At 49.3% G+C, this 22,805-nt stretch carries 25 protein-coding genes; 10 read left to right on the top strand and 15 right to left on the bottom strand.

Annotated features, from left to right (window positions below; translation table 11 throughout):
• The first annotated feature begins 63 nt into the window (after window positions 1–63).
• Both CRG49_RS02965 and CRG49_RS02960 read left to right on the top strand, forming a co-directional pair.
• The gene (locus tag CRG49_RS02965; protein WP_095501621.1) at window positions 64–2,274 is read left to right on the top strand and encodes a bifunctional (p)ppGpp synthetase/guanosine-3',5'-bis(diphosphate) 3'-pyrophosphohydrolase; all 2,211 of its coding nucleotides are present in this window, start codon (window positions 64–66) and stop codon (window positions 2,272–2,274) included.
• A gap of 63 nt (window positions 2,275–2,337) precedes the next feature.
• Window positions 2,338–3,114, top strand: coding sequence for an MOSC domain-containing protein (locus CRG49_RS02960; RefSeq protein ID WP_095501620.1), 777 nt, complete (start codon window positions 2,338–2,340; stop codon window positions 3,112–3,114).
• Window positions 3,115–3,197: 83 nt separating this feature from the next.
• On the opposite strand, the gene CRG49_RS02955 is transcribed toward CRG49_RS02960, so the two are convergent.
• Complete coding sequence (locus tag CRG49_RS02955) at window positions 3,198–3,332, bottom strand: DUF3149 domain-containing protein (protein ID WP_095501619.1); 135 nt, start codon at window positions 3,330–3,332, stop codon at window positions 3,198–3,200.
• 301 nt (window positions 3,333–3,633) lie between these two features.
• Window positions 3,634–5,517 carry a 1-deoxy-D-xylulose-5-phosphate synthase gene (gene dxs, locus CRG49_RS02950; protein WP_095501618.1) on the bottom strand — a complete coding sequence of 628 codons (1,884 nt, stop codon included), beginning with the start codon at window positions 5,515–5,517 and terminating at the stop codon, window positions 3,634–3,636.
• 298 nt (window positions 5,518–5,815) lie between these two features.
• Here dxs and CRG49_RS02945 point away from each other — a divergent pair, with 298 nt between their 5' ends.
• Window positions 5,816–6,268, top strand: a complete 453-nt coding sequence (locus CRG49_RS02945) for a hypothetical protein (RefSeq protein ID WP_157807895.1) — start codon at window positions 5,816–5,818, stop codon at window positions 6,266–6,268.
• A gap of 200 nt (window positions 6,269–6,468) precedes the next feature.
• Here the strand turns inward: CRG49_RS02945 and xerC are convergent, their stop codons facing one another.
• Both xerC and CRG49_RS02935 read right to left on the bottom strand, forming a co-directional pair.
• Entirely contained in the window at window positions 6,469–7,371 is a 903-nt protein-coding gene (gene xerC, locus CRG49_RS02940) for a tyrosine recombinase XerC (RefSeq protein ID WP_095501616.1), read from the bottom strand.
• A gap of 2 nt (window positions 7,372–7,373) precedes the next feature.
• Window positions 7,374–7,802, bottom strand: coding sequence for a thioesterase family protein (locus tag CRG49_RS02935; RefSeq protein ID WP_095501615.1), 429 nt, complete (start codon window positions 7,800–7,802; stop codon window positions 7,374–7,376).
• A gap of 218 nt (window positions 7,803–8,020) precedes the next feature.
• Here CRG49_RS02935 and fba point away from each other — a divergent pair, with 218 nt between their 5' ends.
• A complete protein-coding gene (fba, locus tag CRG49_RS02930) occupies window positions 8,021–9,085 on the top strand; it encodes a class II fructose-bisphosphate aldolase (RefSeq protein WP_095501614.1) in 1,065 nt (354 codons plus the stop codon).
• A 143-nt stretch (window positions 9,086–9,228) separates the two neighbouring features.
• Here the strand turns inward: fba and porB are convergent, their stop codons facing one another.
• The 3 genes from porB to CRG49_RS02910 form a co-directional block, all read right to left on the bottom strand.
• On the bottom strand, window positions 9,229–10,371 hold the full coding sequence (gene porB / locus CRG49_RS02925; protein ID WP_095501613.1) for a trimeric porin PorB: 1,143 nt from the start codon (window positions 10,369–10,371) through the stop codon (window positions 9,229–9,231).
• A 362-nt stretch (window positions 10,372–10,733) separates the two neighbouring features.
• Window positions 10,734–11,534, bottom strand: a complete 801-nt coding sequence (truA, locus tag CRG49_RS02915; RefSeq protein WP_095501612.1) for a tRNA pseudouridine(38-40) synthase TruA — start codon at window positions 11,532–11,534, stop codon at window positions 10,734–10,736.
• A 104-nt stretch (window positions 11,535–11,638) separates the two neighbouring features.
• Window positions 11,639–13,990, bottom strand: coding sequence for a FimV/HubP family polar landmark protein (locus tag CRG49_RS02910; protein WP_095501611.1), 2,352 nt, complete (start codon window positions 13,988–13,990; stop codon window positions 11,639–11,641).
• A gap of 504 nt (window positions 13,991–14,494) precedes the next feature.
• On the opposite strand from CRG49_RS02910, the gene CRG49_RS02905 reads away from it, so the two are divergent.
• From CRG49_RS02905 to dtd, 5 genes are all read left to right on the top strand, one after another.
• Window positions 14,495–14,788, top strand: a complete 294-nt coding sequence (locus tag CRG49_RS02905) for a YciI family protein (protein WP_095501610.1) — start codon at window positions 14,495–14,497, stop codon at window positions 14,786–14,788.
• A 2-nt stretch (window positions 14,789–14,790) separates the two neighbouring features.
• On the top strand, window positions 14,791–15,060 hold the full coding sequence (locus CRG49_RS02900; protein WP_095501609.1) for a BolA family transcriptional regulator: 270 nt from the start codon (window positions 14,791–14,793) through the stop codon (window positions 15,058–15,060).
• A 23-nt stretch (window positions 15,061–15,083) separates the two neighbouring features.
• Window positions 15,084–15,956 carry a peptidyl-prolyl cis-trans isomerase gene (locus CRG49_RS02895; protein ID WP_095501608.1) on the top strand — a complete coding sequence of 291 codons (873 nt, stop codon included), beginning with the start codon at window positions 15,084–15,086 and terminating at the stop codon, window positions 15,954–15,956.
• Between the two features lie 19 nt (window positions 15,957–15,975).
• The gene (locus tag CRG49_RS02890) at window positions 15,976–16,737 is read left to right on the top strand and encodes a peptidyl-prolyl cis-trans isomerase (protein ID WP_095501607.1); all 762 of its coding nucleotides are present in this window, start codon (window positions 15,976–15,978) and stop codon (window positions 16,735–16,737) included.
• 160 nt (window positions 16,738–16,897) lie between these two features.
• Window positions 16,898–17,359 carry a D-aminoacyl-tRNA deacylase gene (gene dtd, locus CRG49_RS02885; RefSeq protein ID WP_095501606.1) on the top strand — a complete coding sequence of 154 codons (462 nt, stop codon included), beginning with the start codon at window positions 16,898–16,900 and terminating at the stop codon, window positions 17,357–17,359.
• Window positions 17,360–17,451: 92 nt separating this feature from the next.
• Here dtd and CRG49_RS02880 read toward each other — a convergent pair whose 3' ends face one another.
• The 8 genes from CRG49_RS02880 to CRG49_RS02845 all read right to left on the bottom strand — a co-directional run bounded on the left by CRG49_RS02880 (window position 17,452) and on the right by CRG49_RS02845 (window position 22,534).
• Window positions 17,452–17,979 carry a gluconokinase, GntK/IdnK-type gene (locus CRG49_RS02880; RefSeq protein WP_095501605.1) on the bottom strand — a complete coding sequence of 176 codons (528 nt, stop codon included), beginning with the start codon at window positions 17,977–17,979 and terminating at the stop codon, window positions 17,452–17,454.
• Window positions 17,980–17,989: 10 nt separating this feature from the next.
• Window positions 17,990–19,375 (bottom strand): GntP family permease, encoded by a 1,386-nt coding sequence (locus CRG49_RS02875; RefSeq protein ID WP_095501604.1) that lies wholly within the window; start codon window positions 19,373–19,375, stop codon window positions 17,990–17,992.
• Window positions 19,376–19,612: 237 nt separating this feature from the next.
• Window positions 19,613–20,251, bottom strand: a complete 639-nt coding sequence (locus tag CRG49_RS02870; protein ID WP_095501603.1) for a C39 family peptidase — start codon at window positions 20,249–20,251, stop codon at window positions 19,613–19,615.
• A gap of 145 nt (window positions 20,252–20,396) precedes the next feature.
• Window positions 20,397–20,852 (bottom strand): RDD family protein, encoded by a 456-nt coding sequence (locus tag CRG49_RS02865; protein WP_095501602.1) that lies wholly within the window; start codon window positions 20,850–20,852, stop codon window positions 20,397–20,399.
• 166 nt (window positions 20,853–21,018) lie between these two features.
• Window positions 21,019–21,306: a hypothetical protein gene (locus CRG49_RS02860; protein WP_095501601.1), complete on the bottom strand. Its 288-nt coding sequence runs from the start codon at window positions 21,304–21,306 to the stop codon at window positions 21,019–21,021.
• A 3-nt stretch (window positions 21,307–21,309) separates the two neighbouring features.
• A complete protein-coding gene (locus tag CRG49_RS13090; RefSeq protein WP_154143216.1) occupies window positions 21,310–21,483 on the bottom strand; it encodes a hypothetical protein in 174 nt (57 codons plus the stop codon).
• 210 nt (window positions 21,484–21,693) lie between these two features.
• Window positions 21,694–21,972, bottom strand: a complete 279-nt coding sequence (locus tag CRG49_RS02850; RefSeq protein WP_154143217.1) for a hypothetical protein — start codon at window positions 21,970–21,972, stop codon at window positions 21,694–21,696.
• A 58-nt stretch (window positions 21,973–22,030) separates the two neighbouring features.
• Complete coding sequence (locus tag CRG49_RS02845; protein ID WP_095501598.1) at window positions 22,031–22,534, bottom strand: hypothetical protein; 504 nt, start codon at window positions 22,532–22,534, stop codon at window positions 22,031–22,033.
• Window positions 22,535–22,634: 100 nt separating this feature from the next.
• Between CRG49_RS02845 and CRG49_RS13830 the strand changes: the two genes are divergently transcribed.
• Window positions 22,635–22,805: helix-turn-helix domain-containing protein (locus tag CRG49_RS13830; protein ID WP_157807888.1), on the top strand; the 171-nt coding region annotated here is incomplete at its 3' end.

Genomic DNA, 22,805 nt, shown 5'->3' with positions numbered 1-22,805 from the left:
TATTATTAACATCCGCCAATCCTGTTACAATGACGTTTCCGTAACCGAATTATTCCCTACGCCATGAACGGAATCTCCACCACCAGCAACATCGCGCCGAATCTCGAACAATACCGCAGTTGGTTTGCGCCCTATTTGGCCAAACAATCAGAACGCGATGCCAAAATGCTTCAGACGGCCTTAAATCTGGCCGAGCAATACTATCCGCACGATGCCTTAACCGTCAGCGGCGAACCTGTGTTGGGCAATCTGATGGGCGCGGCGAAGATGGTCAACGAAATGGATTTGCTCGCCGATGCCGTGGCCGCCACCATCTTGGCCGACATTTCCAGCTATTGCGACCATTGGCAAGAAACCGTCACCGAGCAATGTAATGCTACTGTGTGCGAGCTGATTAAGGGCATCGACGAAGTGCAAAAGCTGACCCAGTTTGCCAAGGTCGATAGCTTGGCCACGCCGGAAGAGCGTGCACAACAGGCTGAAACCATGCGCAAAATGCTGCTGGCGATGGTGACCGACATCCGCGTGGTGTTGATTAAGCTCGCCATGCGCACGCGCACCATGCAATACATCGGCTCGCAGGAAGATTCACCGGAAAAACGCGAATTAGCCAAAGAAACACTGGATATTTTCGCGCCTTTGGCCAACCGCTTGGGCGTGTGGCAGCTCAAATGGCAGCTGGAAGATTTGGGCTTCCGCCACCAAGAGCCGGAAAAATACCGCGAAATCGCGCAGCTTTTAGACGAAAAGCGCACCGAACGGCTGGAATACATTGAAAATTTCCTGAATATTTTGAGTGGCGAACTCACCAAATACAACGTGCATTTCGAAGTGGCCGGCCGCCCGAAACACATCTATTCCATTTACAAAAAAATGGTCAAGAAAAAGCTCAGTTTCGATGGGCTTTACGACATTCGCGCCGTGCGGATTTTGGTCGATACCGTACCCGAGTGTTACACCACGCTAGGCATTGTGCACAGCTTGTGGCAGCCGATTCCGGGCGAATTTGACGACTACATCGCCAACCCGAAAGGCAACGGCTATAAGAGTTTGCACACCGTCATCGTCGGCCCTGAAGACAAAGGCGTGGAAGTGCAAATCCGCACTTTCGACATGCACCAATTCAACGAATTCGGTGTCGCCGCCCACTGGCGCTACAAAGAAGGCGGCAAAGGCGATTCGGCTTACGAACAAAAAATCGCTTGGCTGCGCCAACTGCTCGACTGGCGCGAAAACATGGCCGAAAGCGGTAAAGAAGACTTGGCTTCCGCCTTCAAAACCGAATTGTTCCAAGACACCATTTATGTGATGACGCCACACGGTAAAGTGTTGTCGCTACCGGCCGGCGCCACCCCCATCGACTTTGCCTACGCCCTGCACAGCAGCATCGGCGACCGTTGCCGCGGCGCGAAAGTCGACGGCCAAATCGTGCCACTTTCCACCGCATTGGAAAACGGCCAGCGCGTGGAAATCATCACCGCCAAAGAAGGCAATCCGTCGGTCAACTGGCTGTATGAAGGCTGGGTGAAATCCAGCAAAGCCATCAGCAAAATCCGCTCGTTTATCCGTCAGCAAAACGCCGATGCGATCAAAGAAGACGGCCGCGCCCAGCTCGACAAGCAGCTGGTGAAAATCAATCCGAAGCCGAATCTGCAAGATTTGTCGGAAAAACTCGGCTTCAAAAAGCTCGATGATTTATACACCGCCATCGGTCAGGGCGAAATCTCGCCGCGCGCGATTCAGAAAGCCTGCGGCACGCTGAACGAACCGCCGCCGGTGCCGGTAGACGAAACCACCATCGTCAAGCAGTCGAAAATCAAAAAAGGCGGCAAAAACGGCGTGCTTATCGACGGCGAAGATGGCTTGCTCACCACATTAGCCAAGTGCTGCAAACCCGCCCCGCCCGACGACATCATCGGCTTTGTTACTCGCGAGCGCGGTATTTCGGTACACCGCAAAACCTGCCCTTCCTTCCAGCATTTGGCCGAACAATCACCGGATAAAGTGTTGAACGCAAGCTGGGCAGCCTTACAGGAAGGCCAAGTCTTCGCGGTGGACGTGGAAATCCGCGCGCAAGACCGCAACGGCCTGCTGCGCGATGTGTCCGATGCTTTGGCTCGCCACAAACTCAACGTCACCGCCGTGCAAACACAAAGCCGCGACTTGGAAGCCAGCATGCGCTTCACGCTGGAAGTGCGTCAAGTCAACGACTTACCGCGCGTGTTGGCCAGCCTGACCGATGTCAAAGGCGTATTGAGCGTGACACGCTTGTAAAAACAATCAGGCCGTCTGAAAGATTATGCTTTCAGACGGCCTGATATTTAGGAAATCCCCATCATGCGTTTAATCGACCTCCACCGCTACCCCGTCAAGTCCATGGGCGGCAATGCGTTAACCGAATCCGACATCACGCCGCAAGGCCTGCCACTTGACCGCGAATGGCTCGTCACCGCCCCCGACGGCAATATGCTCACCGCACGCAAACACCCAGCCATGCTGCTGTGGCAAACTTCAGCCGATTCAGACGGCCTCACGCTTACCGCGCCTGATGGCAGCCACCAAACGGTTTCGGTGCAAGAGATGAATCAGGAAAGCGAAGTCACGGTATGGAAAGACCGCTTTGCCGCATGCACCACTGACCACGCCATCAATGCTTGGCTGGGCGAACAACTCGGCACCGAAGCGCGCCTGCATTGGCTGGGCAAACACAGCCGCCGCATCTTGGCGCATTCGCAAACGCCGCTGTCTTTTGCTGACGGCGCGCCTTATCTGCTGACCCATACCGCTTCATTGGCGGAACTGAATACTTATCTTGACGAACCGGTGGAAATGGTGCGCTTCCGCCCGAATTTCACAGTAGATGGCGGCAAGGCGTTTGAAGAAGAACAATGGCAACGCATCCGCATCGGCAAAGTCGAATTCGAGCATTTCAAACCCTGTGTCCGCTGCGTGATGACCACGGTAGATTTGGTTTCAGGCTGCCGCCATCCGCAGCAAGAGCCGCTTTCCACCCTTGCCGTTGCCCGCAAAGCGATTTTCGGCATCAATCTGGTGGCGCTCAACCAAGGCCGCGTGCATATGGATGATGAAGTGGAAGTGTTGTCGTGGTTGTAAGCACATAAATGCGACAAAGGCCGTCTGAAACGCATTCAGACGGCCTTTGCTTTGATATAAATGGTTTGTTCCTTTTGCTGCAATTACAGCTTGGCAGATTTATCCGCTTGCTTTTTCACCCAGAAAAATAAAAACGCTGCAATCACACAAATCGACAATAAGGTGATTAACGATAAAATGCCCACAGGCGATTTAAAGAGTTCCGCAAAGACTTCCATTTTTTCATTCCTTCTGAGTTGGGGAGTGTTGCGAACCATTATAGTCCGACTATGCCATTTAGCTTTGATAAAAGTCAAAATTACTGATTTAAAAAAGCTTATGCGAAACTTATATACAATCATCACATACAAAAAGGCCGTCTGAAAAATCATCTTTCAGACGGCCTTTTTCATATAGTCGTTTAAAATAAAAATAATACGGCGTTGCCAGCTCCCTTATGTACTCAGTGTACACGGCGGTCGCTGTCGCCTTGTCTTATTTCTATTTTGAAACGACTATACACTATTCCTGATCAGCAAATTATGCTGCCAACCATTCGCCTATGCGCTTTTCCATCGCGACGGCACTCAAGCCCAAATCGTCAAGCAGCTTGGCCGGATCACCGTGTTCGGTCACCATATCGGCCACGCCCAACACCAGCACAGGCTTGCAGATTTTGTGTTTCGCCAATACTTCCAGCACCAGACTGCCCGCACCGCCTTGTTCGGCGTTTTCTTCTACGGTTACCAAATAATCGTGCGATTGTGCCAACCCAAGAATCAAGGCTTCGTCAATCGGCTTCACAAAGCGCATGTCCGCCACGCTGGCATCGAATGCTTCGGCAGCTTTTAAGGCAGGCTGCACCATGCTGCCGAAAGCAATAATGGCGGTTTGTTTGCCTTCGCGGCGCAACACGCCTTTACCTACCGGCACCGTTTCAAGGCCGTCTGAAACGGCGGCACCGCAACCGCTGCCACGCGGATAACGCACGGCGGTCGGCGCATCCAACGCATAACAGGTTGAGAGCAGCAAGCGGCATTCGTTTTCATCGCTCGGCGCGGCAATCACCATATTCGGAATGCAGCGCAAGAAGCTCAAATCATACAAACCGGCATGGGTTGGCCCGTCGGCGCCCACCACACCGGCGCGGTCGATGGCAAACATCACCGGCAGATTTTGTAGGGCAACATCGTGCACCAATTGGTCGTAAGCGCGTTGCAGGAAAGTAGAGTAAATCGCCACCACCGGCTTCACCCCTTCGCAAGCCAAGCCGCCGGCAAAGGTCACGGCGTGCTGCTCTGCAATGCCGACATCAAAATAACGCTCAGGGAAACGCTGCTCAAATTCCACCAAGCCGCTGCCTTCGCGCATGGCCGGGGTAATCGCCACCAAACGCTGATCGGCCGCTGCTTGGTCGCAAATCCATTGACCGAAAATTTCGGTATAGGTCGGCTTGGCGGCGGCCGGTTTCGCTTCGGTAACTTGCGCTTGCGGCTTGGCAGATACGGCGTGGTATTTCACCGGATCGTTTTCCGCCAGCTTGTAGCCGTTGCCTTTTTTGGTAATCACGTGCAGCAATTGCGGGCCTTTTTTGCCGCGCAAATCCTGCAATACGTCCACCAATTTTTCCACGTCATGACCGTCCACCGGCCCCGTATATTCAAAACCGAAGTTTTCAAATAAAGAAAGCGACTGCTTTACATGGTCGGCTTCGCTGGCCATGCTTTTGATTTTGTGTTCGACTTTTTGCGCAATTTCCATCGCGCCGGGTAATTTGTCTAAAACCTTGCTTGATTGCGCCTTAATGGTCGAGAGCAAACCGTGCATATCGCGCACCACGTTGCTGGCCAAATATTTCGGCAACGCGCCGACATTCGGCGAAATCGACATTTCATTGTCGTTGAGAATCACCAGCAAATCCACGTCCATATCGCCGGCGCAGTTTAAGGCTTCAAACGCCTGACCTGCCGTCATCGCGCCGTCACCGATAATCGCTACGCTGCGATTGGGCAAACCTTGCAGCTTGTCGGCAATCGCCATGCCGAGTGCCGCGCCGATGGAAGTCGATGAATGCCCCACGCCGAAAGTATCGTATTCGGATTCGCTGCGCTTAGGGAAACCGGCCAAGCCACCGTATTGGCGGATGGTGTGCATGCGGTTTCGGCGGCCGGTCAGGATTTTGTGCGGATAGCTTTGATGGCCGACATCCCACACCAGCTTGTCATCGGGCGTGTGATACACATAATGCAGCGCAACTGTTAATTCGACTGCCCCCAAATTGCTGGCGAAATGGCCACCGGTTCTGACAACCGATTCCAGCAAAAAAGTACGCAATTCGTCGGCCACTTGCGGCAACTGGTCTTTATCCAGCGCGCGCAATTGTTGCGGCTGTTCGATGAGGTCTAATAATGGGGTATGGCTCATGGTGTGTTTTGGGGGGACTTATTGGTGTAATGAAGAATTATAGCAAGACTTTAGCCGATTTATCAGCCTAATTTTACAGGCCGTCTGAAAAAGGGAAAAACGGCCGCTTTTGCCTTAGGCCGTGAAAGTTTCGCCGCTTCATGCTAGACTGTCGGCAACGTTTACCGAATAAGTGTTTGATATGTCAGCAATGAAATTTTTTTACTCTCTGCCGCTGCTGCTGGCGTTGGCAGCCTGTTCGCCTTCCGAGCCGACCAACACGCCGGCGGCGACATCGACACCAAAGGCCGCGTCAACGGTGGAATACACCGCAATCACCGCCGCTTCAATGGCTTCCGCCGCTTCTGATGTCGCCGCTTCGAATGTGGCTGCCTCGGATATCAGTGCTTCTGCACCGGTGCCACACTTGGGTGGCGAATTAAGCACGCAAAACCAAGCCAAATGGCAGAGCTACACTTGCGAAGAAAATCAAAAAATCGATGTGCGCTATTATCAAAGCGATGCCGGCTCAACTGCCCAAATCCGCCACAAAGGCTTAAACATCAGCGCACCTTACAGCCCTGAATTAAGCGACGAAGATTTGAGCGCATTCAGCAATGGCGAATTAACGTGGACCATCAGTAATTTCGTGCAAACCGATTTTTATCAGGAAAGCGACGGCTTTCTCGTGCGCCATGAAAAGGTTGAAGGTGCCGGTGAAGAAGGCATCGTCGATCACTTGTTGGCACAGGGTTGCATGCCTGCCAAATAATTGCCAATGACTCAAATGCCGAGACCTTTGCAAAACCCTAGATTTGAGTACAGTTCAAAGTTGTAGCAGCACAGAAAGCGCAGACATATCACTTAGATAGGCAAGCTTTCGAGCAGCGCACAACGAAGAAATGTGCCAAAGATAGGGATTTTGCAAAGGTATCAGGCCGTCTGAAACACATTTTCAGACGGCCTTTGCTTTTATTTTTCAGTTTTCCGTTTGGCACGCGGATGCGCTTCATCATACACTTGCGCCAAATGGTCAAAATCGAGCTTGGTATAAATCTGCGTGGTGGAAAGATTGCTGTGTCCCAACAATTCCTGCACCGCCCGAATGTCGCGCGAAGCTTGCAACAAATGACTGGCATAACTGTGACGCAGCATGTGCGGCGACAAATGTTGCCCGCTGACCTGCTTGGCTGCCCATTGCGCCAAACGCTTCTGAATCTGCCGCTGTCCCAAACGTTTACCGTTTTTGCCGGTAAACAAAGCCGTTTCGTCATCAGCAGCAATGCGCACAGGCAGATAAGCTGCAATGGCTTCGCGGCTTTTCTGCACCAGCGGCACTTGGCGCTGCTTGTTGCCCTTACCCGTTACGCTCACCCAACCTTCATCCAGCAACACATCGGCCAGATTCAAATCATGCACTTCACTCAAACGCAGGCCGCTGCCGTAGAGTAACTCAAACACCGCACGGTCACGCACGGCCAAATCGGAATCGTCGTCATCGTTATCCAGCCAGTGATTGAGTGGCTCCTGCTGCAAGGCTTTGGGCAGGCGTTGCGGCGGCTTAGGGGCTTTTAGATTGTGGGTCGGGTCTTTTTCCAATAAACCATGCTTCATCAGCCACGCACAATACTGCCGCCAAACTGATAATTTACGCGCCAAGCTGCGTTCACCCAAATTTTGCTGCGACAATTTTTTTAATACCGCCACCATATCTGCACGGGTAATGTCTCCGTTTTCAGACTGCCGTGCTGCCAGCAAATCATGCAATTGCGCCAAATCGCGCCGATAGGCAGTAAGCGTATGCGCCGACTTGCCTTGCTGCTGCAAATCCGCCAAATACGCTTCTTGCTGCGCGAAAAATTGCGCCTGTTTCATATTCAGACGGCCTCCAATGCTGCTTTTAGCGATTCAGGCAAGCGGCAGATGCGTTGCGCGGCGTAATCAAAACACACCATGCCGGTTTGCACGCGGGCGATTGATTTTTTGTCCGACTCACGAATCAAGTGATAAAGCAACGCAAAGCCACTTTTACCCACATCCGCCGCGCCCATGTCGATGCGAAAATCATCGCCATGATGCGCCTGCGCCAAATACTGCACCGCGGCATCGGCCATAATCAACCCCGCACCGCCCACGTCCAACTCGCTCCAGCCCTGCTGCTTCAGCCAGCGCATACGCGCTTCATGGCAAAGCCGAAGCACAGCATCATTGGCCAAATGCCGGCCGTAATTGATGTCGCCGATTTGCACAGTCATCTGCGTAGTAAACAAAATATCATCGGGTGTGGCTACAATGATTCGTGGCATAGGGTTCCTTTGTCTTTTCAGACGGCCTTTATCGAACCATTATTATCTACTATCTTACGCTAATCGCAAATATTTACCGATGGTTTGCATGAAGCCAAATTCATCTCAAACGAATGTTATTAATATATGAAATGCATGTAGCCTTATGTAGTCTTTTAAGGAAAAAGCGATTATAATTTGGCTATCGTTTATTCCCACACTACCTTTAGGAGATTCTTATGGCTCTTGTATCCATGCGCCAATTGCTGGACCATGCAGCAGAAAACAGCTACGGCCTGCCTGCGTTCAACGTCAACAACCTCGAACAAATGCGCGCCATCATGGAAGCTGCCGACCAAGTGAATGCACCGGTCATCGTGCAAGCCAGTGCAGGTGCGCGCAAATATGCCGGCGCACCTTTTTTACGTCATTTGATTTTAGCCGCCGTTGAAGAATTTCCACATATTCCGGTGGTGATGCACCAAGATCACGGCGCATCGCCTGATGTTTGCCAACGCTCGATTCAATTGGGCTTCTCATCTGTGATGATGGACGGCTCATTGATGGAAGACGGCAAAACACCTTCTACTTACGAATACAACGTTGACGTCACCCGCACCGTTGTTAACTTCGCCCACGCTTGCGGCGTATCGGTTGAAGGCGAAATCGGCGTATTGGGCAACTTGGAAACCGGTGAAGCCGGTGAAGAAGACGGCGTAGGCGCAGTCGGCAAACTGACCCACGACCAAATGCTCACCAGCGTGGAAGATGCGGTGAACTTTGTGCGCGACACCGGCGTGGATGCTTTGGCGATAGCAGTCGGTACCAGCCACGGCGCATATAAATTCACCCGCCCACCAACCGGCGACGTATTGCGCATCGACCGCATTAAAGAAATCCACGAAGCCCTGCCCAACACCCACATCGTGATGCACGGCTCAAGCTCTGTACCGCAAGAGTGGCTGAAAGTCATCAACGAGCATGGCGGCAACATCGGCGAAACCTATGGCGTACCGGTTGAAGAAATTGTGCAAGGCATTAAATACGGCGTGCGCAAAGTCAACATCGACACCGACTTGCGCCTAGCCTCAACCGGCGCAATCCGTCGCTTTATGGCCGAAAATCCGGCCGAATTTGACCCACGCAAATACTTGGCCAAAACCGTTGAAGCCATGAAACAAGTCTGCATTGACCGCTACTTGGCATTCGGCTGCGAAGGCCAAGCCGACAAAATCAAGCCGATTTCTTTGGAAAAAATGGCAGAAAAATACGCCAAAGGCGAATTGAACCAAATTATTAAATAATGCGTTAATATGCTGATAGGCCGTCTGAAATATTTCAGACGGCCTTTTATCTATTGAGAGCACACACAAATACATTCAGCTTACCAACAATAAAAAAGAGCCTGCCGAAGCAGACTCTTTTATTTTAGACTAATCGATTTAGATTAGAATTTGTGACGCAGACCAACCATACCGGCAGTAGCTTCGGTTTTGTGGTTGCCTTTACCGGCATTCAACCAACCTGCAGATACCAACGCGCTAGTGCGTTTAGAGAAGTCGTAGTCAGCACCAACGATTACTTGGTTATATTCAGTAGCTTTACGCTGGTCTTGAGTCAATTTATCGCCTTTAGCTTTGAAACCGTGAGCGTAAGAAATACGTGGAGTCACGTTACCGAAGCGGTAGCCAACAGTCGCAGCAGCTTCGTGTTGTTTCAGGCCAACTGAAATGTCTCTAACAATTTCATCATCAGTTCGTTCTCCACCACCACGCAAAGCAGCCATGTAGCTGTCTTTGCTATCCCAACCATTGGTGTATTGGTAAGCCACAGCGGCCAACAGGTTGTTGGCATCGTAACCTACTACCGCACGGTGGATTTGGCCTGATTTGCTTTCGCCTGATTTAGTTACGTAAGCAGAGTGCTTGTGACCGTAAGCATATTGACCGAAGAAGCCGGCATTTTCATAGTTCAGGCCAGCGTAGTAGGTAGAAGTATCACCAGCAGCATCATCACGACCATTAGTTGGATTGGTAGGACCATCAATTGCACCAGTAGGGTTAATGCCACGAACAGTAGTACCGTTGTCACGTGGGGTGTATTGAACGTTTGCACTGAAACCGCCGAATACCGGAGTGTCGTAACGTACAGATACGGCACGCTCGTCAACACGGGTAAACATGCCCAAGCCCAAAGCTGGGTTGCTGTATTCCCAAGGGTCGATTGCATCGCTGGTGTTTTTCACAGAAGAATCCAATTTACCGGCACGGATTTTACCGAAGCCACCTTCCAAACCGATGAATGATTCACGAGTACCCCAGCCTGATTTGTTACCGGCGACAGAAGCTTCTTGTTCCAACTGCCAGATGGCGTTCAGATTGTCAGCCAAGTGCTCGTGGCCTTTGAAACCGATGCGTGAACCGAAGTCAGCGATTTCGCTAGTAGTATGGTCTTTTTGAGTACCTTCAGAAGTTTTGAATTTGGTTTGACCAACTTCAACACCTGCTTTGATTTGACCGTACAAAGTCACATCAGCCATAGCTGCTACAGGCAAAGCTGCCAAAGTCAGAGCAATCAGAGTTTTTTTCATTGCTGTATTCCTTTTCTATCATGAAAATTAACTTAAGCAGACCGGATAGAATCCGCTTAGGCCTTACATTATCGCTGGAATCAGCGATTCCATGAGTGTCACTATAATTGTTCCCTTCTAAAAAAACAAACTTTATAGACATCAATTGCGTTATCCCTGCCCAAAATGCTTGAAATCACCCTCTAAAAATTAAGAAAATTTTCTTATAAATCAATTATTAATTCATATAGAAGTCGTTGTGCATTTTTACAACACAGATTCTTTGACTTCCTTATTGCCAATTAACGCAAAACCATATCCACTCTTCTTATAGCCTCTTTATCCAATTAAAAAATGGTGTTTACATGGCCAGCTTAATGCACTTACAACCAAACCGGCATATCTGCTTTGATGATATTAAATTCATTCGGATAATCGACACCGGTTAAATACAGCCCATCAGGCATAAAGGTGGGTGGGGCTTTCAGACGGCTTTTTTCTTCAATTAACTGGGCAAAATCGTCAACGCTGAGTTTCTTATTACCAACATAGACCAATGCGCCCATAATATTGCGCACCATATGGTGCAAAAAGGCATTGCCGTGTAAATCTAGTTTGAGCAATTCGGGTGTGCCGCTAATATTGGCGCGATACAGTGTTTTAATGGGAGATTTTGCCTGACACATGGAAGCGCGAAAGCTGGAAAAGTCTTTTTCACCTTCCAATAATTTCGCTGCCTGCTGCATTAATTCGATATCCAAATCCAAATGCGTCCACCCCACCTTGCCGACCAGCAAGGGCGAGCGAACAGGGGCGGATTGCAACAGATAGCGGTAATGTCGGCCATAGGCCTCAAAGCGGGCATGAAAATGCGGTGCTACTTGTTGTGCATGCCATACGGCGACACCCTGCGGTAAATGGGCGTTTACGCCTCTTATCCATGCTTGCGGCGGCCGATGTGCGCTGGTATCAAAATGCACGACTTGCGCGGTCGCGTGTACGCCTGTGTCGGTGCGCCCTGCAACAATCACGGAAATGGGTTCGCCGGCAATCAGGCTAATGGCGTGTTCTAAGGCCGTCTGAACCGTCGGCACGTCCCCCGCCTGCTTTTGCCAGCCATAGAAGCGGCTGCCATCATAAGATAAGGTTAATGCCCATCGTTGCTTATTGGGATTTTCTAGCATAGTGAATGTGATGATTGGATTGTTGGGTTATATATTCTATATAAAGAAAAAAGATGCCGTCTGAAAAACAGCATCTTTTTTATATTTAACACTTTGGTGCACGTTTAAGCGTTCAATTCTTCCAGCATGGCTTTCGCTTTAGCCAAAATCGCACCATCTGACTCTTCCAGCAATTCTTGCAAGGTTTCGCGAGCTGCTTCAGGGTCGCCGATTTCGACATACATTTTCGCCAATTCGTATTTGGCTTCCAATGGTGCGGTCATGCCAACAGATTCTGAAATAAAGCCTGATTCACGACGGCTGCTGTCGGCGGTATCGGCCAAAGAAATGCTGTCCCATTCGATGGCTTCATCAGCATCAGCCACTTGCGCTACTTCAACATTAAACTCTTCCGCATCTTGGAATGACAAGGCTTCGGCTTGCTGAATATCAAATAACTCAGGCTCGGCCGCCATTTCTGTTTCGACAGCTTCATCACGCAACTCAGGGCTTGGCTCAAAAGTGGCATCAATCACCGGCTCCGGCTCTACTTCTGGCTGAACGAATTCCAAAGGTGCTTCATCATCAGCTTTATCAGCTTCCGTTGCCAGCGCTTTTGCACCTGCAGCCGCACCGGCCGCAACCAAAGCAGCGGTACCTACGGTAGCCAAGTTACTATCGGTTGATTCGGTTTCAACCTTAGCATCTTCAGCAAAGAAATCCCATTCTTTTTCTTTAACTTCAGTCTTGGCTTCTTCTACTTCAAAATCCCAAGATTCGCGTTCAGACGGCTGCTCTGTGACGAAAGCATCGGCAACCGGCGCAGCAGGCTCTTCAATCACAACAGCTTCAGCGGAAGCATACAGATTTTCAGGCTCTGGCTCGTAAACGCTTTCGGTGGATTCGATGCTGTCCCAATCGGCGTTGCGGCGTTTTTCGGTTTCTTCATCAAGCGTTACCGCACCGGATACAATCGCAGCTTGAGCAGTATCGATGGCATTTAAGTCCACATCGACATCACCTTGTTTGGCAACCGGCGCTTCTTGCACTTCAGTAAAGAAGATATCGTCGCCGAAATCGTCTTCTACTTCTAATTCGTCATCCGGTTTCTTAGCTACATAGGCGGCCGCTGCTGTGGCTGCTGCACTGACACCGGCTACAGTCGCTGCGGTTTTGGCCGCATTGGAAACAGGTTGCTCTGATTCAGACAATGGTTTGTATGCGGTCGTGTAGGCTTCAGGGGTAAATGTTTCTTCTTTGGCTACCGGCTGCACAGATTCTGCTGCAGGCTCGGCTTTGCGTTTACCCAATAATTTAGACAAGAAGAACAAAGCGATTAATGCTGCACCTCCCAACAACAACCAGCGCCATAAGCTGTTATCGCTGGAGTCGGTGACTTCTTCTTGTGGTGAGGCAGGTTCGGTTACTGCCGGAGCAACAGGCTCTACTGCGCTGGCTTCTGAGGCTACGGCCGGCTCTGATGCAGCGATAGCAGCTGCATTGTCAACCGCTTGAGAAGCAGCCGCTACAGCAGGCTCTGCTTGAGAAGCAGCTTGATCGGCAGCTGGTACCGTTGGTTCGGCAGTAGTGGCTGGCGTAGTGGTAGTTGCCGCAGGAGTTTCTGCCGGCGCTTCGGTTGGCGTCGCAGTTGCCGGTTGGTTTTCTACCGGCTTGGCCGCTGGAGCTGCTTGGTTGGCATAGTTTTGGAATTCACCACGATTCGGAATGCTCAATATTTTACCGGCCAACATGCGGTCGGCATCATTATTAATGAATACATCCGGGTTGGCGTTTACCAAAGCTTGAACTGTTTGCGCCAAGGTCATACCTTGCGGACGAACACGACTGGCAATACCGGTTAAGGTTTCGCCTTGACGTACCAAGTGGCGTTTGCCGTAAACGATACCGCTGTATTGTTGTTGTGGTTTTGGTTTGGCAGCTTTGGTGTCATTGGCAGCACGGCGTACCGGCTTGTCGTTGCGGGCGGCCGGTGTATTATTGCTGCCAATGGCCCGATTAATGCGTTCGCGGGCAGCTTGGCGGTCAACCGACGTAGCGGCCGGGGCAGCTTCTACTCGGTTAACTTGATTGTTTTTGTGTACACGGGTGGCAGCGCTGTCGGTTTTAGAATTGTAGCCTGTCGGATCGATGATGGCGGTGTATTCGCGCGATTGTGAGCCGACGCTGACCTGAAAAATCAATACGGGATCTTGAATCGGCTTAGACGAGCGGATATTAACCACGGCTTTGTCGCCGCCGCTTTTGCGGATGCTGGCGCGCAGATTACCGTTGGAAATCGAAGCTTTACCACCGTTGAGCAAGGCTTTAGCCTCATCTCCGGTGACGGTGATGGTGCCTGAGAAAGGTTCGCCCAGATGTGAATGAACATTTAACCCGCCCAATCCGGCCATGGCACTAAATGACGTCATCAATGCCACGGAAGCGACGATTAATTTAATTTTATGGTGGTTTTTCAAAACTTAATCCCCTGTTTGAAATGGCAGCGCGTCTGCATAATCCGTGCTTAAACTGTGTATCTCGTGATGATATATTCTAAAGTACCTGTCTGCCAAGTCATCTGATAAATTAAGTTAAAAATTGACAGGAAAATTGCAACTTTATAGCGACTATCGTTTCCTTTTTGCAAATACATTGGAATAATCACCTGCTTAATTAGCTAACAGGCCGTCTGAAATGCTTGAATCTTTAAAATGTGCAAATACCGTGCATCCGAATGCAAAGCCGCATGCGAGCAATAACGAAAAAGATGCAAAAGCCTAAGCAGGTTTGTATGATGAACGATAGCTATTCATTAAAATTGATTGCTATCTTACTTAAGAATAATAAAATGAGAATCTTCATACAAGCGCTTGAGCTGTGATAAGATAAATACTTTCAGACGGCCTTTTCTCTTATGCCGTCTGAAGCCTAATCTGCGGTATCGGGTTTTGCCGACACCGATTCATCAAAAGGATACATTTATGCAATATTTCATGTTATTGGCCACTGATGGCGACGACGTACACGAAGCCCGCATGGCGGCGCGCCCTGACCATTTGCAACGTTTGGAAGCCTTAAAATCCGAAGGCCGCTTGCTGACCGCCGGCCCAAATCCTTTGCCGGATAATCCAGAACGCGTTTCCGGCAGCCTGATTATTGCGCAATTCGAATCGCTGGATGCGGCGCAGGAATGGGCAGAAAAAGATCCTTATGTCGATGCCGGCGTGTATGAAGAAATTTTAATCAAACCGTTTAAACCGGTGTTCGGCCTGTAATCATGGATATGCAGACAGAAATTGAAGGCCGTCTGAAAAGCTTGGATTACCAGCTTTTTGAGTTTGAAGACGAAAGCCATCTCCACATCGGCCACGCGGGCAACAAAGGCGGTGGGCATTATGCAATATTAATTGTGAGCGAAGCCTTTCACGATGTCAGTCGTCTCAACCGCCAGCGCATGGTTAAAACCTTATTAAACGATTTATTTTCAGACGGCCTGATTCATGCCTTGAGCATCAAAGCGGCTACCCCTGATGAATATTTCAACTGATTTAACAACAAATTGAGAAACTTATGAAAAAAACCTATTTTGCTTCGGCCGTATTGTTCGCCCTTGCCTCAGGCAACCTGTTGGCGCAAACCTTAGTGACCGTAAACGGCCAAGCCATCGACAGCAGCGTGATTGATGCGCAAGTGAAAGCGATTCGCGCTGAAAACAAACAAGTGCAAGATACCCCTGCTCTGCGCCGCAACCTGACCGAACGCCAAGTGATTTCCACCGTGGTCGGCCAAGAAGCGAAACGCTTGAAATTAGACCAAAGCGCGGAATACAAACAAGCCTTGCAACAAGCGCGTGATGCGGCCAATAAAAGCGGCGCAGCCAAAAAAGCCAACTTCAAAACTGAATGGGCCGTATTTGAAGGCGAATTGTTAGGCCAAGCCTATGCCGCCCATGTGGCCAAACAAAATCCGGTGCAGGAAAAAGACGTTAAAGCCGCTTACGACGACTTCAGCAAATTCTACAAAGGCACGCAAGAAGTGCAATTGGGCGAAATCGTGACCAACAACAGCGCCGATGCCGAAAAAGCCATCGCCGATTTGAAAGCTAAGAAAAGCTTCAGCAGCGTAGTGAAACAATACTCGATTGATCCGCAAGCCAAACAAAGCGGTAGCATTCCGAATGCGTATGTACCGCTGAAAGACTTGCAACAATCTGCGCCACCTTTGTATGACGCAGTAAAAGACCTGAAAAAAGGCGGTGTGACTGCCAAGCCATTGCAAAACGGCAATCTTTACGGCGTATTCTATGTAAACGACCGCCGCAACATCACCCTGCCAACTTACGATCAGGCTAAAAACGACATCGGCCGCGATTTGCAAGCTGCCCGCATTGATGCTTCAGTGCAATCGCTGCTGCAAAAAGCCGACATCAAACCGGCCAAATAATTCAGCAACGGAGTAAACGATGAAGTATCAAACGGCGGTTGCCGGCATTGTGGCCGCAGCGGTGGCCGGATTGGCAATTGCCAAAGCACCGGAAATCCCTGCCGCACGCATCGACAGCATGGTGAAAGAAGTGTTGCGTCAGGCCGACCAACATCCCAACCAAACATCCAAGCCGGATGGCGCGGCCATCCGCAAGGATGTGGTGCGTCAGTTGCAAACGTTTGAAGTGTTGAAAAACGAGGCTATCAAGGTCGGATTGGATAAAGACCCCGAAGTGCAAAACCAATTCCAAACCATGGAAGCCCAGTTTTACGCCACGCAATACGCGCAATATTTGGAACGCAACACCACTGTTGACGACAACGATTTGTATAAAATCTACGATCAGCAAACGCGCATGATTAAATTGCAGCAAGTGAGCTTCAAGAGCGAGCAAGAAGCCCACGCTGCACTGGAATTGCTGCGTAAAGGCTTGTCGTTTGATGATTTGATGAAGCGTTATCCGAATCCGGAACAAGCGTTCAACGAATTCATCATGCCGCAACAATTGCCGCCGTACATGGCTGAAATTGTTGAGCCGATGAGCCGTGGTGATGTGACGCATCAGCCGGTGAAACTACAAGATCAGTTTTATCTGTTTAAACTCAGCGCAGTCGAGCGCAATCCTGAGGCGCAACCGTTTGAATTGGTGCGCAACCAATTGGCGCAACAGGCTAAGCAGCAAAAAGTACGCCGTCAGATTGACGACTTGCTGAAAGCCAACGGCATCAACCAACAATGATGCATTAAGGCATTGAAAAAGGCCGTCTGAAATTCAGTTTTTCAGACGGCCTTTTTCTATTCAACACTCTTTTTATCTTTTATGATGCGTTTTTCGCACTTATTAAAAGATTATCCCATACTGGCTTTCAGACGGCCCTAAAACTTTACAAAGGAACATCATGCGCGCAGTGATTCAAAAAGTAACCCGTGCCCAAGTCGATATTGTTGAAAACAACCGCCGCGACACCAGCGGCAAAATCGACAACGGCTTCATGATTTTACTGGGCGTGACCCACGACGACACCGAAGCCGATGCCCGCTACATTGCCGATAAAGCCGCCAATCTGCGTATTTTTGAAGACGAAAATGGCAAGCTGAATTTGTCGCTTAAAGATGTCGGCGGCTCGGTTTTATTGGTGTCGCAATTTACTTTATATGCCGATGCCCGCAGCGGCCGCCACCCTTCTTTCTCGCATGCTGCCCCTGCTGCCCAAGCCGATGCTTTGTATCAACTTACTGCAAAATATCTGCGTGAACACGGTTTGACCGTAGAAACCGGCCGCTTTCAAACACACATGCAGGTGACGCTGTGCAATGACGGGCCGGTGACGCTGCTGTTGGATTCGCAAAAGCTGTTTTAATCTGTTGCTCTAATGAATCTATAAAATGAATCGATAAAAAAGGCCGTCTGAAACACGATGTTTCAGACGGCCTGAGACTTTGCATTGATGAATTACACGTTCGGCAACAAGCCTTCTGCTTTCACCCAAGCGATGATATCGGCTTCTACCGCATCCGGCGAACCCGGATTATCGATTTTCACGCCGTATTCGTCGGCTTCAAGCTCTTCCAGAATTTCCAATTGCGAATCCAGCATATCAGCCTTCATGTAGTGCCCTTTACGCGACATCATACGCTCGAGGTTCACTGCTTGCGGTGGGGTTAGGTGGATAAAGGCCACTTTGCCTTCTGCACCGCGCAAAATATCGCGGTATTGTTTTTTCAACGCAGAACAGGTCACAATCGAATACACCGCACCGGCTTGCGCCTGCTCTGTCATCCAATCACGCAGGTTGCCCAGCCACGGATAGCGGTCTTCATCGGTTAACGGAATGCCAGCGCCCATTTTGTCGCGGTTGGCTTGGGTGTGAAATTCGTCGCCTTCGGCATAGGCGCATTCGCCCAAGGTTTTCTGCAGCGACAAGGCTGCTGTGGTTTTACCGCAGCCGCATACGCCCATCATTACAAAATGTACAGTCATGTTGTTCTCCTTAAACAATGGCAAAGGCCAATGCCGACAAGGCAAAACCAATCAGGGCAATCAGGGTTTGGTTGACTGTCCATGTTTTCAGGGTAGTCGGTACGTCCATATTCAACAAGCGACCAACCAGCCAGAAACCAGAATCGTTAAAGTGGCTGCACCCCACCGAACCGGCTGCCGTGGCCAATACCACGCAAGCCAATTGCCAATCGCTGAAACCGGCCGCCATCACCGCAGGCGCCATCAAGGCTGCGGCAGTGGTTAAGGCCACCGTAGCAGAACCTTGCGCGATACGCAATGCCAAAGCCACCAAGAAGCAGCCCAGCAACACTGGAATACCCAAATCGGCCATGCTGTCAGCCAGCGCTTTGCCGATGCCCGAGGCACGCAATACGCCGCCAAACATACCGCCCGCGCCGGTAATCAGAATCACCGAACACACCGGACCCAACGCGCCGTCGATGGTTTTTTCCAAAGCCGTGGCTTTTTCACCGCGTTTGCGACCCAACACATACAGAGCTACTAATACGGAAATCAAAAGGGCAATTGGTGTCGAACCAATCATGCGCAATGCTTGTACCCAAGTTTCATCGGCGCTGACCACTTTTTCACTGATTAAAGTAGCCAAACCGGTATTCAAGAAAATCAGCAGCATCGGAATCAGCATAATGCCGATAATGGTTGACGCTTTAGCAGGCTCTTTCGGCGTATCATTGTCTTGTGCCCCGCCGCTCAAGAAATCCGGCACCGGCACGTTAAACTTACGACCTAAAATCTGACCCCACAAATAACCACTGAAATACCAAGTAATCACGGCAATCGGCAAACCAATCAGCAACACATGACCGATGTTGGCGCCATAAAATTCAGAAGCGGCAATCGGCCCCGGATGCGGCGGCAGGAAAACGTGCATCACCGAAAACGCACCAATCGATGCCATCGCATACGGCAACACAGTCGCTTTCATACGGCGTGCGGTGGCAAATACAATCGGCAGCATCACCATCAAACCCGCATCAAAGAAAATCGGGAAACCAAAAATCAACGAAGCCACACCCAGCGCAAACGGCGCACGTTTCTCACCAAACACGCGAATCAGCGCGTCCGCCAACGACTGCGCGCCGCCCGAAGTTTCCACCAAGCGACCGAGCATCGCACCCAAACCAACCAGCAACGCTACACCGCCGAGCGTACCGCCGAAGTTTTTCACCAGCACATCGTTCACAATCGCACCCATCGGCAAGCCGGTCGCAATCGCCGTCAACAGGCTCACCAACACCAGCGTTACCAAAGCATGAATGCGGAATTTCACAATCAATACCAAAATCAGCGCAATCGCCGCTGCCGCAATCCCCAACAGCGTCCCCGCGCTGAGGGTTTGAGTCCAACCGTCCATTTGTCACCTTTCAATTGATAAAATGTAAACAGATAAGAAAATTTTCAGCAAAATTTCACCATAAATTTAGCACAAATCATGCAACCATGCCGAGATCAAAATATTCTGTTTCAATAAGGTTATATTTATTAAAATGAAATTTTTCAACTGAATACTGATTTCATGACGTAAATCAAAAAGAAAAAGGCCGTCTGAAAAACTACATTTTCAGACGGCCTTTTCCTGATATGGCCTGATTTAATCTGCCCTGCGGCTTTTCACTTGCGTTACCGCAAACTCAGTCTGCCGCTTCGGCTGCCGCGTAAAAAACGCAGCATTACTTTGAATGTCCATGCCCTTAGGCAACACAGCCAAAATCTTCCCCGACAAATCTCCCTCCCGCGTCTGCCATGCATCAAGAAACTGCGCTTTACCCATCGAAATATGCCCCAACGACGGGTCGGCCAGCAAAACCGTATCCTTAGATATACCGCGCAACACCGAAAAATGGTCGTCTTTACGGTATTTCAAATACACAATCACCGGAATTTTCAAAGCCGCCAACTGCTCGAACGACAGCGCATAACCCTTCGCCTCAAAACCGAAATCCGGCAGAATCCGCTGCATATCTTCAAACGAAGCCCGTTCGCGCGTTTTGTCCATTTTGTCGAGCACTTCTTCTTCCGTCAGCTTCTGCCCGTAGAAATTATTCAGCAGCGTCGCCACCGAAGCCGCGCCGCAAGAATAATCCAAATCCTGCTTCACAATATTGAAATCACGTTTTGTCTTCCAACTCTGCACCTTGATTTTGCCGTAGGCCAAAGGATTATCGTGCGGCAGCGCGGCATGGGTAATGGACGGCAGCAGGCATAAACAGATTAAAAGACAGTGCTTCATAATATTTTCCTTTGACAAAGGCCGTCTGAAAAATCAAACAATGTTTTCAGACGGCCTTTTCCGAATACAAGCTATTGCAGGGCAGCAGGTAAGTCAGGGTGCAAACCCAACAAAAACCGCAAATGATTAGAACACGCAGGTACGGTTACTCCGCCTTTTGGCGGCCAACCTTACCTACGCGCACCACTACCGTCCCCGCCATCTTGTCGTGCCAGCCCTGCTTGCGCTTGTCGAAAGCAACCCAAAAATAGCCCAAGAATAGCGGAATCATAGCCACAATATAACCGATATAGCGGATAAGCGACTGTCGAAAATCGATGTTTTCCCCTGTCTGCGCACCCACCACTTTCAAGCCCAACAACATCTTACCCGGCGTGGCGGAGAATTTCAGCCAAAAAAACAGCGTACATAAAAAGGGGAAAACATAATTGAAAAACACATCGGCAAAACCGTGTGAATAAAACAGGCTGCCGTCTTGGGGGATATAGGTAAAATACTCCGCCCCGTAAATCAGATACAGCGCAAACAGAATGACGGGCATAAGAATAAGCCAATCAATCAAATTGGCCGCACAGCGCAGCCAAAAACCGGCATAGTTCATCACTTTCCTTTCCTTAATAATTCTTCAAACAGCGTAACCCCGAATCTGAAAATCGGGCGAGGCGGTAGGGATATTGTCATTAAGCGGACGTAGCAACTGTATTTTTAACCCCGTCAGGCAAAAATACAGTTGCTACGCTTGCTATAGTTAACATGACAACCTTAGATTATTCTCTTTTACTACCCCTAATCTTATCTAGAAAATAGATACAAATACTGATAACAAAACTGACCGACATACTAAAAATACCGATACCTTTCCATGCAATCTCATATCCTTTTAATAAGTATACGATAGCCGAAAAACCAACAGCTATACTGTAGACCAATGAAAAACATACGGCATACAGCAAGATAGGTGGAACTTTTATCGTTCGGTTATTTTCAGTAATATATTTGGCTAACTCACTACCAAATATCCCTGATAATAAATAAATAAGAAGGTTATCTTCCATAAATTATCTTTTATGCTTGCCCAATGCCGCACTGGAAGATTGATTTAATCCAAACGCATTGGCACGAATGACAGTATTAGGCACTGCATTTCCATTCCTCCATGCTTCCTTAGCAAAAGTTTTGGTTGAAATACCTGCACCGCGCAGCATAGCATTAGTATATCCACCACCCACCATACCTCCTCATACAGCTGCTAGTGTACTACGGGTAGAAGCAGGTTGTCCGGTACGATAGTAGCTTACGCCGTGATTGCCCCATGCACTAATATTACCCCCAATTAATGCATCTAGCACAAAAGGTGCCCAAGCCCCCTCGGTTTCCCTCATCTCCTGCTTCGACAATTCCGCCAACTGCAACGGCTTGTTTTCCTGCACTTCAAACATTTGCTATTTTTTTATCTGTTTCTCTACTTTTTCGGCACACCATAAAAAAACATAACAAATCAGGAATAATGCGGCAGAAAATAAAACCAAATCTCTTATCAACATAGTGAAAAATTCAAAGCCAATATCATTGCCATTTTTTACGGCATTAAATATATCCAAAACGAAGTATCCGCAAAAGAAAAAAACTGCGGCAGCAAAAGATAATGCAAATCTACTTATTTTCTTTTGACTATATTTTGCAGACAGATGGCCTAAAATGGCTGCCAATAAATCAGACATCATTGTATTCCTAATTAAGAGGTGACGAACAATGTCGTCACCTCTTTAAAAAGTTAGATTATCTGCGCCAAACACGATTAGCACCATTATTCGCAATGGCACTATTAGCCCGCCATACATTTGCGCCGGCATTTGTAAGGCTTGGGATAAATTTTGCTCCTCCACTAGCAATAGCTCCTGCAGTACCAAATGAAGCCCCAATTACTGCACCAGTACCTACATTACCAGCAAACTTAGCATTATCCCATTTATAGTTTCCTTTATAGGCTCCCCAAGCATATCCTGCCCCTCCTACAATACCGCCTATGGCACCACCAGCTACCCAAGGAGCCAAAGCCCCCTCCGTTTCCTTCATTTCTTTTTGAGAAAGTTCAGCCAATTGCATAGGCTTATCTTGCTTCACATCAAAAACCTGATGTTCAAACTTCATCGGATTTTCAGTCAATAACGTTTGCACTTTATCATCTGTGTTCAATTTCAATGGCTGCTTATTTGCCTCCTGCGCCATTACAGGTGCAGCCATCACAGACAAAATCATCAAAGCTGAAATCTGCTTTTTCATTTTACAACTCCTTACATTCGCCTAACAAGTGCAATTTCCAATAACAGAAAAGGCCAGTATGCGGTAGTATACTGCCTTTCCTGACAAGAAAGATTGCAATATGGCCTACACACAACTGACCTCACACCAAAGATACTACATTTCCAGACATTACCGCAACCTACCCCTAAACCAAATCGCACAGAACATCGGTTGTCATCCCGCCACCGTCAGTCGGGAAATCAGACGGCATTCCGTCAACGGAACCTACTGTTACCGAAAAGCACAACAG

Source organism: Neisseria sp. N95_16 (assembly GCF_002551535.2).
Lineage (GTDB): Bacteria > Pseudomonadota > Gammaproteobacteria > Burkholderiales > Neisseriaceae > Neisseria > Neisseria brasiliensis.
The sequence above is the reverse complement of the archived record's forward strand: the minus strand, read 5'-3'. Positions and strand labels throughout refer to the sequence as shown.